The 11,506-nt window shown below is 76.4% G+C and carries 12 protein-coding genes and 1 rRNA gene; 3 read left to right on the top strand and 10 right to left on the bottom strand.

Features of this window, described 5'->3' with window-relative positions:
• The first annotated feature begins 83 nt into the window (after positions 1-83).
• Complete coding sequence (locus tag ACI78T_RS02640; protein ID WP_456556521.1) at positions 84-881, top strand: TetR/AcrR family transcriptional regulator; 798 nt, start codon at positions 84-86, stop codon at positions 879-881.
• On the opposite strand, the gene ACI78T_RS02635 is transcribed toward ACI78T_RS02640, so the two are convergent.
• From ACI78T_RS02635 to ACI78T_RS02615, 5 genes are all read right to left on the bottom strand, one after another.
• Entirely contained in the window at positions 882-1,592 is a 711-nt protein-coding gene (locus ACI78T_RS02635; protein ID WP_456556520.1) for a methyltransferase, read from the bottom strand. It lies immediately after the preceding gene.
• Positions 1,593-1,656: 64 nt separating this feature from the next.
• Positions 1,657-3,450: a DNA repair protein RecN gene (gene recN / locus ACI78T_RS02630; RefSeq protein WP_456556519.1), complete on the bottom strand. Its 1,794-nt coding sequence runs from the start codon at positions 3,448-3,450 to the stop codon at positions 1,657-1,659.
• Entirely contained in the window at positions 3,425-4,465 is a 1,041-nt protein-coding gene (locus ACI78T_RS02625) for an NAD kinase (protein ID WP_456556518.1), read from the bottom strand. Before ACI78T_RS02625 ends, recN begins: the two co-directional genes overlap by 26 nt.
• Entirely contained in the window at positions 4,462-5,259 is a 798-nt protein-coding gene (locus ACI78T_RS02620) for a TlyA family RNA methyltransferase (protein ID WP_456556517.1), read from the bottom strand. Before ACI78T_RS02620 ends, ACI78T_RS02625 begins: the two co-directional genes overlap by 4 nt.
• Positions 5,259-5,480 carry a hypothetical protein gene (locus ACI78T_RS02615; protein ID WP_456556516.1) on the bottom strand — a complete coding sequence of 74 codons (222 nt, stop codon included), beginning with the start codon at positions 5,478-5,480 and terminating at the stop codon, positions 5,259-5,261. The genes ACI78T_RS02620 and ACI78T_RS02615 overlap by 1 nt, the downstream gene beginning before the upstream one ends.
• A gap of 187 nt (positions 5,481-5,667) precedes the next feature.
• Here ACI78T_RS02615 and ACI78T_RS02610 point away from each other — a divergent pair, with 187 nt between their 5' ends.
• Entirely contained in the window at positions 5,668-5,985 is a 318-nt protein-coding gene (locus ACI78T_RS02610) for an alkyl sulfatase C-terminal domain-containing protein (protein WP_456556515.1), read from the top strand.
• A gap of 5 nt (positions 5,986-5,990) precedes the next feature.
• Here ACI78T_RS02610 and ACI78T_RS02605 read toward each other — a convergent pair whose 3' ends face one another.
• Both ACI78T_RS02605 and ACI78T_RS02600 read right to left on the bottom strand, forming a co-directional pair.
• Positions 5,991-7,091 (bottom strand): HAD-IIA family hydrolase, encoded by a 1,101-nt coding sequence (locus tag ACI78T_RS02605; protein WP_456556514.1) that lies wholly within the window; start codon positions 7,089-7,091, stop codon positions 5,991-5,993.
• A complete protein-coding gene (locus ACI78T_RS02600) occupies positions 7,088-7,495 on the bottom strand; it encodes a tetratricopeptide repeat protein (RefSeq protein ID WP_456556513.1) in 408 nt (135 codons plus the stop codon). Before ACI78T_RS02600 ends, ACI78T_RS02605 begins: the two co-directional genes overlap by 4 nt.
• 180 nt (positions 7,496-7,675) lie before the next feature.
• On the opposite strand from ACI78T_RS02600, the gene ACI78T_RS02595 reads away from it, so the two are divergent.
• The gene (locus tag ACI78T_RS02595; RefSeq protein WP_456556512.1) at positions 7,676-8,848 is read left to right on the top strand and encodes a DUF1015 domain-containing protein; all 1,173 of its coding nucleotides are present in this window, start codon (positions 7,676-7,678) and stop codon (positions 8,846-8,848) included.
• A gap of 14 nt (positions 8,849-8,862) precedes the next feature.
• On the opposite strand, the gene ACI78T_RS02590 is transcribed toward ACI78T_RS02595, so the two are convergent.
• The 3 genes from ACI78T_RS02590 to rrf form a co-directional block, all read right to left on the bottom strand.
• Positions 8,863-9,222 (bottom strand): single-stranded DNA-binding protein, encoded by a 360-nt coding sequence (locus tag ACI78T_RS02590; protein ID WP_456556511.1) that lies wholly within the window; start codon positions 9,220-9,222, stop codon positions 8,863-8,865.
• 99 nt (positions 9,223-9,321) lie between these two features.
• Positions 9,322-10,224 (bottom strand): hypothetical protein, encoded by a 903-nt coding sequence (locus ACI78T_RS02585; protein WP_456556510.1) that lies wholly within the window; start codon positions 10,222-10,224, stop codon positions 9,322-9,324.
• Positions 10,225-11,386: 1,162 nt separating this feature from the next.
• Positions 11,387-11,503, bottom strand: a 5S ribosomal RNA gene (gene rrf, locus ACI78T_RS02580).
• Positions 11,504-11,506 lie beyond the last annotated feature (3 nt).

The following is an 11,506-nucleotide window of genomic DNA, read 5'->3' as shown; positions in this document are numbered from 1 at the left end:
ACCACGGCGGCAGCGACACGCCCGATCCGGCGCGTCCGGCGCGCCAACGGGACCGTTACCTCCTCGTGACTAGCGTTGCGGGTGTGACTGGAGTGGCCCACGCCCTGCCCCGAAACACCCCCCTCCCCGCCGGTGAGACCACGCCGGCCCAGGCCTCCACCGGCGCGCTGATCAGGGCAGTCCCGTCCGTCGAGCCCGCTCCGGCAGCGGCGTCGCGGCCGGCCGGCAGGCGAGGGCGGAAGGCCGCCGGGGAGCCCGGCGCCCGGGAGCGCAAGCGGCAGGAGACGCGGGCGCGGATCGTCGACGCGGCGGCCGACCTCTTCGCCGAGCGCGGCTTCGACGCGGTCAGCGTGATGGAGATCGCGAAGCGGGCGGGCGTGGTGGAGAAGACCGTCTTCAACCACTTCCCGGTCAAGGAGGGGCTGGTCTTCGACGCCGACCCGCCGATGCGCGCGGCGCTGCTGGACGCGGTGCGCCGCCGCCCGGCGGGCGAGTCGGTGTCGGCCGCCGCGGGGAGCTTCGTCGTGGGCGCGGTCAGCCTGCTGGGCACGCCGGAGGCGTCCGGTGGGGTGGCTCGCATGGCGCGGGTGGTCCGGGGCAGCCGCACCCTGCAGGTGCGCGAGCGGGAGATCCTCGGTGAGCTGACCGACGCGCTGGCCGCGCTGATCGCCGAGGAGACCGGGGCCCGCCCGCACGCGGTGGAGCCGTGGCTGGCCGCGCACGCCGTCCTCGGCCTGTACGCCTCGCTGCTGGAGCTGGCCCGCGACCGGGTGCTCGCGGGGGTGACGGGGCCGGAGCTCGGGGCGGAGCTGCGCCGCCAGGGGCGGCGCGGGCTGTCGCTGCTGCAGTTCGGGCTGGCCGGTTACGCCAAGCGCCGCTGACTAGACCTGCAGCGCGCGCAGGAGCTGGTCGGCGCGGTCGCCGGGGAGGTCGGGGTTCCGGGTGAGCAGCGCGATGGCCACCATGTAGCCGTCGTCCCCGGCCCAGCCGCGCCCCTCGGCGCACAGCCGCCGGATGTGGTCGCGGACCTTCGGCTCGCTGCTGTAGGTGCCGTAGTCCAGCCCCATCGCGAGGAAGTTGACCACCCGGTAGCCGAGGTCGCCGGCGGTCCGGAGGGTCTCGAGCGGGTCGGAGTAGCTGGCGACGGCGGCGATGACGTTGTCGTAGCCGGCCTTCAGCAGCTGCAGCACCAGATCGTTGCCGTGCACGCCACCCCACAGCTCCGGCATGAGGATGTCGCGGTCGGGGGCCGGGATGTAGGGCGGGTTGGAGATGACCGTCGACACCGGCGGGCCGAAGGCGGAGTCCGCCTGGTCGAAGAAGTCGCCGAGCTCGACGCTGTACCGGTCGGCCACCCCGCGGGCGGCGATGTTGGCGCGGGCGGTCTCGACCGACGGCGCGCTGATGTCGAAGCTGCGCACCCGCAGCTCCGGCAGGGAGCGCACGACGTCGGCGATGGCCGTGGCGTCGCCGGTGCCGAGCTCGACGACGCCCTCCTCCTCCCACCGCAGCTGGGCTCGGTACTGCTCCAGCAGCATGCAGACCGAGAAGCCGTAGTGCGCCGACTCGTCGGCCGAGGAGAAGCAGGTCACCGCCCGCCCCTACCCGTTGCGCACCACCGAAACGCTTCCCTCACCCGTTCGGGACGGAGCAGGCTCAGGTGCGGTCGGCGGCCACCGCCAGGAGCTCGCGAGCGTGCGCCTGCCCGGTGTCGCTGTCGGCGAGCCCCGACAGCATCCGGGCCAGCTCGCGCACCCGGTCCTCGCCCTCGACGGCGCGGATGTCGGTCGCCGTCACCCCGGCGTCGGTGTCCGGCGACTTGTCGACGACCAGGTGCGTGTCGGCGAAGGCGGCCACCTGCGCCAGGTGGGTGACGACGACGACCTGGTGGTCGCGCGCCAGCCGGGCGAGCCGCCGGCCGATCTCACCGGCCGCCTGGCCGCCGACCCCCGCGTCGACCTCGTCGAAGACCATCACCGGCACCGGGTCGGCTCCCGCGAAGACCACCTCGATGGCGAGCATCACGCGGGAGAGCTCGCCGCCGGAGGCACCCTTGTGGACCGGTCGCGGCGGGGCGCCCGGGTGCGGGGCCAGCAGCAGCGCGACGTCGTCGATGCCGTCGGGGCCCGGGTCGTCGGGGTGGCTGTCGATCGAGAAGGAGACCGACGCGCTCTTCATCGCCAGCCCGGCGAGCTCGGCGCCGACCTCGGCGGCGAAGCCCTCGGCGGCGGCACGGCGTCCGGCGGAGAGCCCTGCTGCTAGGTCGTCGACCTCGGCGCGGGCGGCGTCGCGGGCGGCGGCCAGCGCCTCCAGCGCCTCGTCGGAGACGTCCAGCTCCGCGAGCCGGCCGGCGGCGTCCTCCGCCCAGGCGAGCACGCCGGCCAGGCCCTCCCCCGGCCCGGCGAACTTCCGGACCAGCGCGGTGATCGCGGCGCGCCGGTCGAGCACCTCGGCCAGGCGCCCGGGGTCGGCGTCGAGATCGGCGACGTAGCCGGCCAGCTGACCGGCGACGTCCGACACGACGGCGACGGCGTCGGCGAGGTCCTGGGCGAGGAGGACCAGCGTGGGGTCGTCGGACCCGGCCAGCGCCCGCTCGGCGATCGCCAGCGCCGCGGTGGCGTCCTGCGGCGCATCGTCTCCGCCGAGGTCGCCGGTCACGTCGCCGACCAGGGCCATGCGGGCCTCGTCGGCGGCGGCCCGGAGCGCGTCGGCGTCGGAGAGGCGCTTGGCCTGGGTGTCGAGGGATTCGTCCTCGCCCGGCTCGGGAGCCACCGCCTCGATCTCCTCGAGCCCGTGCCGCAGGACGTCGGCGGCCTGGGCCAGCTCCCGGGCCTGGCTGTGCCGGCGCTCGAGGTCGGCGGCCAGCTCCCGCCAGCGCCCGTGCGCCTCGCGGTAGCGGTCGAGCAGCGCGAGGTGTGCCGGGCCGGCGTACCTGTCCAGGGCCCGGCGCTGCTCGGCCGGGCGGGACAGCCGCAGCTGGTCGGTCTGCCCGTGGACGGCGAGCAGGCCCTCGGACAGCTCGGCGACGACGCCGACCGGCACGCTGCGCCCGCCGAGGAAGGCGCGGGAGCGGCCCTCGGCGCTGACGGTGCGGGCGAGGATGAGACTGCCGTCGTCGTCCGGGTCGGCGCCCGCGTCGGCCGCCCGCTCCCACGCCGGGGACTCCGGCGGGAGGACCAGCCGGCCCTCGACGCCGGCCTTGCCGCTGGCCCGCACGCGGCCGGGGTCCGCGCGACCACCGAAGAGCAGCGTCAGGCCGGTGACCACCATGGTCTTGCCGGCACCGGTCTCCCCGGTGACGACGGTCAGCCCGCTGCCGAGCTCGAGGGTGGCGTCGTCGATCGACCCCAGGCCCCGGATCCGCAGCTCGGTGAGCCGGCCGGGGTGGCCGTCGACCGCCGGCGCGGGTGGCGGGGCCGGCCGCTCAGGACTCGTCGTGCGAGCCGGCACCGGTCACCTCCGTCCGGCCGTCCCCGTCGACGATGTCGCGGGTCAGCACGTTGCGGCTGGTGTACAGCTCGTGGCCGGGGCCGGCGTGGTGCCGGGCGTCCCGGAACCCGCGGACCGGGAGGCCGAACTTGGCCACGAGGCGGTCGCCGAAGGTGGACGCGTGCACCCGCGCGATCCGCACCGGCCGGTCGGCGCGGCGGACGTCGACGCTGCCGCCGTCGGGGACCTCGACGAACCGGCGGCCGTCGGCGGACACCCGTGAGCGGTTGCCGTCGGCCGGGACCGACACGGTCAGCACCGAGTTGGGCGAGGTCACCAGCGGCCGGGCGAAGAGCGCGTGGGCGTTGCTGGGCACCAGCAGGAGCGCCTCCACGTCGGGCCAGACGACCGGACCGCCGGCGGAGAAGGCGTAGGCGGTGGAGCCGGTGGGCGTGGCGCAGAGGACGCCGTCGCAGCCGAAGCTGGTCAGCGGCCGGCCGTCGATGGCGAGGACGACGTCGAGCACGCGGGAGCGCTGCGCCTTCTCCACGGACACCTCGTTGAGCGCCCAGGTGCTGCCCACCACGCTGCCGTCGCCGTCGAGGACGTCGACCTGGAGGGCGAGCCGCTCCTCGACCGAGTACTCGCACTGCTCGATGGCGACGAGGGTCTCCTCGACCGCCTCCGGCTCGGTCTCGGCCAGGAAGCCGACCCGGCCGAGGTTGACGCCCATGAGGGCCGCGTCGGTGAAGTGCGCGAGCTCGGCGGCGCGCAGGAAGGTGCCGTCGCCGCCGAAGACCATGACGATCTCGGCGCCCTCGGCCGCGCTGGAGTCGGCATGCACCACCTCCGCGCCCGGGATGTCGAGGTCCTCGGCCTCCTCGGCGAGCACCCGCACCACGATGCCGGCGGCGGTCAGCCGGGCGGCCGACGTGCGGGCCAGGTCGACGATGTCGCCCCGCCCGGTGTGGACGGTGAGCAGGACCCGGCGGGGTTCCTGCTGCGCCGTGGACGTGCCCTCGCTGGGCTGGGTCACTGGGGCCCCTCCTGCACTGCTCGACGGACGTCGTCCTCCTGCGGCGGCGGCGCGTCCCGGCGCAGCCACAGGAAGAACTCCACGTTGCCCGCCGGGCCGGGCAACGGACTGGCCACCACCCCGGCGGTCCCCCAGCCGAGCGCCGCGGCCGCGGCGCCCACCTCGAGGACGGCCTGTACCCGGTGCTCGGGGTCGCGCACCACTCCTCCGGCACCGAGCCGCTCGCGGCCCACCTCGAACTGCGGCTTGACCATGGGCAGCAGGTCGGCGTCGTCGCGGGCGCAGGCGGTGAGCGCCGGCAGGACCAGGCGCAGCGAGATGAAGGAGAGGTCGGCGACGACCAGGTCCACCGGGCCGTCGATCGCCTCGGGCGTGAGGGTGCGGACGTTGGTGCGCTCGTGCACCCGCACCCGGTCGTCGGTGCGCAGCGACCACGCGAGCTCGCCGTAGCCGACGTCGACGGCGACGACCTCCGCCGCGCCGTGGCTGAGCAGCACCTCGGTGAAGCCGCCGGTGGAGGCGCCGGCGTCGAGGGCGCGGCGGCCCTCGACCTGGACGGGGAACGCCTCGAGGGCGCCGAGGAGCTTGTGGGCGCCGCGGGAGACCCAGCTCGGCTGGTCGGGGTCGGTGCGGACGACGACGGGGGTGGCCGCGTCGACGCCGGTGGCCGGCTTCGTCGCGGCCTGGCCGGCGACGGCGACGCGGCCCTCGGCGATCAGGGCGACGGCGTGCTCGCGGGAGCGGGCCAGGCCCCGCCGCACGAGCTCCGCGTCGAGCCGGCTGCGACGGGCCATCAGAGCTGGTCGATCGTGCCGAGCTCGCGCTCGAGCCGGGCGTGCTCGGCCTCGTAGACGGCGACGTGCTCGGCGATCGGCCGCTCGGGCAGCTCGGCGAAGGGGTCCTCCGCCGGGCCGGCCTCGTCCGTCCCGGGCTGCGGAGCGGGTGCTGCGTCGTCGGGGCGCGGGCCGGGTCGCGGCGGGCCCGGGACCGGGCGCGACGGGTTGGGCTCGGTCATGTGCTCCCTCCGCGTTGCTCGTCGACGGAGGCGAGGCTGCCCCCGTCGGGTGGTCCGGTGCGCCCGCGAGGTTACCGGCCGGGACCGACGGGCACGGGGGCACGAGCGGGAGCGATAGCGTCCCTCGTCCGCATCGGCACCCTGTCAGCGTTGGAGGCCCGCCCGCGTGGCGACGATGGAGCAGTGCATGAAGGCCCTCCAGGGCATCCTCGGGGACCTCGCGGCCAACCCGGCCGCCGCGGGGCTGGACCGCAGCCTGTCCTGCCGGCTGACCGATCTGGACGAGGTGGTCCTCGGTCGGCTGAGCGCCGGCGCCGTGCGCGACCTGCACGTGCTGCCCCATGGTCCGGCGCTGCCCAAGGCCGACATCCGGCTGACGATGTCCAGCGACGACCTCGTCGCCCTCACCGACGGCCGGCTGGCGTTCGGCCCGGCGTGGGCGAGCGGCCGGGTGAAGCTGGAGGCAGGCCTGCGCGACCTGCTGCGGCTGCGCAAGCTGCTCTAGCCCGGCTACCGCTCCTCCCCCGTCGGGGCCGCGAGGCCCCAGCGGTCCACCGCCTCGAGCGCCCGGGCGCCGGACGCGACGACGCGCGCCCGCGCCCCGCCCTCGGGGTGCCGGGCCCAGTGGGCGGCGCACAGCGCGCGGAGCCCGTCAAGGCCGTCCCCGGCGTCCTCCTCCGCCGTCCCGGACATCTCCAGCACGAGCACGTCCTCCCCCTCGCCGGCGTGCGCCGTCCACGCACCGCACCGCCACGATCCGCGCACGGGCTCCACGGCCGGGTGGGGGCTCAGCAGGCCGGCGGCGTCCGCGGCCAGCAGATCGGGGCGGTGCTCGGGTGGCGCGGAGAGCAGCAGCGCCGCATCGGTCACCCCGGTCAGGACCAGCAGGCTCGCCGCACCGGCGCGGCGGGCGCCCTCGATGTCGGTGTCCAGCCGGTCGCCGACGACCAGCGGCCGGCGCGCACCGGTCCGCCGGACGCACTCGGCGTGCATCGCGGGGTCGGGCTTGCCGGTGACGAGCGGGGTCTGGCCCGTCACGCCGCGGACGACGCCCACCATGGCGCCGTTGCCCGGGAGCGGACCGCGGGGCGAGGGGATGGTGGCGTCGGCGTTCGTCGCCACGTGCCGGGCGCCGTTGCGCACGGCGACCACCGCCTCGGCGAGCTGGGCCCAGCCGACCTCGCGCCCGTAGCCCTGCACGACGGCGACCGGCTCGTCCTCCGCCCGCTCGACGACGGTCAGCCCGGCCTCCCGGAGCGCCGCGGCGACGCCCGGACCGCCGACGGGCAGCACCCGCGCACCGGCGCCGAACGACTCCACGACCACCGTGGCCGCGGCCTGGGAGCTGGTGATCACGTCGTCCGGCGCGGCGCTGACGCCGAGCTCGGTCAGGTGCTCGGCGACCTGCTCCGGGGTCCGCGCGGCGTTGTTGGTGACGAAGCCCAGCCGCATCCCCGCCTCGCGGGCGCCTGCCAGGGCAGCGGGGACCCCCGGCACGGCGTCGGGACCGACGTAGACGACGCCGTCGAGGTCGAGCAGCGCGACGTCGTAGACCTCGGCGGGCGGCGCCGACGTGCCGGCGAGCAGCGGAGCGGGATCGGGGGCGCTCATGCGCTCTCGGCCGCCTGCCGGGCGCGGACGCCGCGCAGCGCCCGCGCGTAGTGCCCGATGTCGGGCCGCATCGCCACGGCCAGCGCCAGGTGCTCGGCGGCGAGCCGGAGCTCCCCGGCCTTGCTGGCGGCCAGGCCGAGGCCGAAGTGGGCGTAGTCGTCGGTCGGGCTCAGCCCGGTCAGCGCGGTGAAGCTGGTGACCGCCTCGCCGTAGCGGCCGGCGTCGTACTGGGCCCGCGCCAGCGCCTCCAGGATGCTGCGCGAGCCGGGCTCGGCGGCGGCTGCGCGGCTCAGCAGGGTCGCCGCCGCGGCGGGATCCCCGTTGCGCAGCAGCCCGACGCCGCGCTGGTACCACTCGTACACGTCGCCGTCGGGAGGAGTTCCGTCGGTGGATGCGCCGGCCACCCCGTCTCCCTTCCCGTCGGGCCGGTCCAGACCGCAGGCTCCAGACGTGGGCGGGCCGCTCCTACGATCGACCTCGTGCCCGAGTCGTCGTCCCGTCCGTCCGCATCGACGACGGGACTCGACGTCCGTCCGTTCCGCGCCCTGACCTATCGGCAGCAGGACCCCGAGCACCTCGCCCGGGTGAGTTCGCCAGCCTACGACCTGGTCACCCCTGCCGGCCGGGACCGACTGGCCGGAACCGACCCGCACAACGTCGTCCGGCTCATCCTCCCCTCGGCCGTCGGCCGCTCCGGCTCGGCGGAGACCGCCGCGCGGACGTTGCGCCGGTGGCAGGAGGAGGCCGTGCTCGTCCGGGACACCGAGCCCGCGCTGTGGCTCTACGAGATGCGTCCGGACGGTCCTGGACCGGCCACCGCAGGCTGGCTCGGAGCCGTCGCGTTGCCGCCGGCCGGGTCCGCGGCCGTCCTCCCCCACGAGGACACCTTCGCGCCGGCCGTCGAAGGCAGGCGGGCGCTGCTGGCCGCGACGGCGACCGACCTGGAGCCGATCGTCCTCGCCCACGACCCCGAACCCGAGGTCGCCGCCCTGACCGACGAGGTCCGCCTCGGGCCGCCGACGCTGACGGTCCGGGACACCGACGGGGTGGAGCACCGCCTCTGGCGGGTGACCGGACCGGACGTGGTCGACCGGCTGGCCGGCGCCCTCGCTCGCACGCAGGCGGTGATCGCCGACGGGCACCACCGGTTCGCCGCCGCCCGAGCCCACGCCCGGACCGCGCCTGGCCAGGCCGGCAGCGACCGCGTGCTCGCGCTCCTCACGCCCATGGGGCCGGGAGGTCTGCGCGTCGATCCGATCCACCGGGTGGTGCCGGACCTGGACCTGGACACCGCCGTGCACACCGCGGCCCGCGGCTTCACGGTGACCGAGCCGGCCGTAGGGGACGCCGCGCGGGACGCCGGTGCCTGGATCGCCGATCCCGCGCAGAGCGGCTTCCTCCTCACCGACGGGCACCGGGTCGCGCGCCTGTCCGAGCCGTCGTCCGAGGTGTGCGCCGCTGTGCCACCCGAGGCGCCGCCGGCCTGGCGGAACCTGGACGTCGTCCTGGCCCACCACGGGCTCCTCGACCGGCTCTGGCACCGCTCGGACGACCCCGACTCGGTCCTCATCGCGCACAGCCTCGAGGAGGCGCTCCGCCTCGCCCGCGAGCGCTCGGGGGTCGCCCTGCTGCTCCGCGCGCCGTCGCCCAGCGACGTGGCCGCCGTCGCGCGGGCCGGGGCACGCATGCCGCGCAAGTCGACGCTGTTCGTCCCCAAGCCCCGGACCGGGTTGGTGTTCCGGCCGCTCGCCGGCTGACGGCCGGTCCGGGCTCACGCCGTCCGCTCGGCCGAGCCGGCGCCCGTCCTCGGCACCTTCCGGCCCTTGCGGCAGTTGACCTCGCACACCGAGGCGGTCCCGCTGCCGGTGCGCCAGAAGCGGCGCTGCAGCGCGCCCTCGACCTCGACGACGTCGCCGGGCTGCCAGAGGGCGGCGCGGCGCTGCAGCCCCCTGTCGTACGTGATGCAGGTCAGGACGTCGACCGACTGGCCACGCGCCCGGGGCTCCGGCCGGCGCACCACCAGGCGGAAGGTCAGCAGCGGATCCCCGCTGGGCAGGGTCCGCAGCTCCGCGGGAGCGGACATCCGCCCGCGGAGCACCACGTCGTTCCGGTCGATCACAGCCACGCTCATGCAGCGAGCCTGCTGGCCCGCGGGATGCCGTCCCAGCGCCCGGCGGCATCTGTGGACGCCGCCGGGCGGTGTGGACGACGAGACGCTCTTTGTCGGGGGTCAGTGCGTGCCGGCGCTACCCTCGGCCGGGGGCTCGACCTCGCCGAGCAGCTCGGCGACCTCGGCCTCGACCTCCTCGTCGAAGCTCCGGCCCAGGCCGTGCTCGTCCTCCGGCAGGGGCTCGACGACCTCGGGCGGGGTCACCGGTGCGTCGCCCTCGGGCTCCACGTCGACCAGCTCGTCCTCGAGGTCGGTGAACTCGATGCCCAGGCGGTCGACCGCCCCGGTGACGTCGCCGGTGTCCGCACCCGCGATGGCGATGAGCCAGTCGGAGGCCCGCTCGTGCTCACCCTGCAGCTCCAGCAGGTCGGCGTAGGCCGAGGCCAGCCGCAGCCGGGCGGTGTCGCCGGGCTGGAGCGTGCCGGGGTCGAGCCGGTTGCCGAGCGCGCTCTCCAGCACCAGGCGGGCCGCCGCGTCCTCGCCGAGGTCCATGCGGGCACCGGACTCGACGATTCGCAGCTCCGCGGTCTCCTCCGGGTCGGTCGCGTCCGCCAGGGCCTCCGCCACGAGCCGGAGGGCGACCTCGGGACGCCCGAGGGCCCGCTCGCAGTCGGCGAGCACCGCGCGGTAGCCCTCGTCACCGCTCATCCGGCGGTAGGCACGGAGCTCGCGCGCAGCCTCGGCGTAGTCCTCGGCGTGGTAGGCCGCGACACCGACGGCCTCGCGGACGACCGCCACGCGCGACGCCCGGTCACGGGCGGCCCGTGCGTGGGCGAGCGCCTCGGCCGGGTCCTCCTCGAGCAGCGTGCCGGCGGCGACGAGGTGGGATGCCACCCGCTCGACGTTGCGCGGGTCCAGCCCGCGCAGCGCCGTGCGCGCCGCCGGGTCGAGATCCCGCACGTCGACCCAGTCCGGGATCGCCGGCCCCGGGGGCAGCGGCGGTCGGCGCTCCTCGCCGGCCACGGCGGGACGACCGCCCCGCCGGTCGTCGGACGGGCGGCGGTCACGCCAGCCACCTCCGCCTCCGCGAGGCCCACCGGACCGCTGGGGGCGGTCTCCTCCCGTGCGACCGCGGTCCTGCCACTGCGGCCGGTCGCCCTGCGCCTCCGCGCGCTCGGTCCGCTGCTGCCACTGGCCACGCGCGTTGCGCGAGCCGCCCTCGGCGGCCGGACGGCCCTCCTGCGGGCGGCGGTCCTGCCACTGCGGGCGGTCGGTCGAGGGGCGGTCGGCCCGGGGACCACCACGCTGGGGGCGTCCACCGCCGGAGGGCCGCTGGCCGTGCGGACGGCGGTCCTGCCACTGCGGCCGATCACCGGCAGGCCGGTCACCCTGCGGACGGCGGTCCTGCCACTGGGGCCGGTCACCGGCTGGCCGCTCGCCCTGCGGTCGACGGTCAGGGCGGTCGCCCTGCGGACGACGGTCCTGCCACTGGGGCCGGTCACCCTGCGGACGGCGGTCCTGCCATTGCGGCCGATCACCCTGAGGGCGGCTGGACCGGGCGGCACCGGAGCCCTGGGATCGGCCTCCGCCCCCCGGACGCTCACCCTGCGGACGACGGTCCTGCCACTGCGGACGATCGCCAGCAGGCCGGTCACCCTGCGGACGGCGGTCCTGCCACTGCGGACGATCGCCGTCGGAACGCACGGGGCGTCCGCCGCCGACACCGTGCGGCCGGCCACCCCCGGCGGGCCGCTCACCGTGGGGTCGGCGGTCCTGCCACTGCGAACGCTCTCCCGCAGGCCGACGCTGCTGCCAACCCTGAGTTTCGTCACGCGACGATCCAGCGCCGCGGGTGCCCGTCCCGCGGCTGCCCTGACCTCCCCCGCTCGTGCCGCGCGGGTAGCCCCCGCCGCCACGACGCGCAGCGCCGCTGGGCGGCCCGTCCCCGCGGCCGCCGGCGCCGCCCCGAGGCGCTCCGCCCTGGTTCCTGCCGGCCGAGCCTCGCCCAGCACCGGAACCGCGATCGTCGCGCGCTCCTCCGGATCCGCGTCGCGGAGATGTCATGACTGCGGATTACCTCTTCGATATCGACGGCACTCATCGGCACATCGCCGACGGTTCACCGGAACAAGACAAACGAACGGGGGTCAGAGCACGTGGCTCTGACCCCCGTTCGGTAATGGTTGTCCGGCGGCGTCCTACTCTCCCACCCCGTCTCCAGGGCAGTACCATCGGCGCTGAGAGGCTTAGCTTCCGGGTTCGGAATGTTGCCGGGCGTTTCCCTCTCGCCATGGCCGCCGTAACT

Source organism: Blastococcus sp. SYSU D00922, from assembly GCF_054050495.1.
The sequence above is the reverse complement of the archived record's forward strand: the minus strand, read 5'-3'. Positions and strand labels throughout refer to the sequence as shown.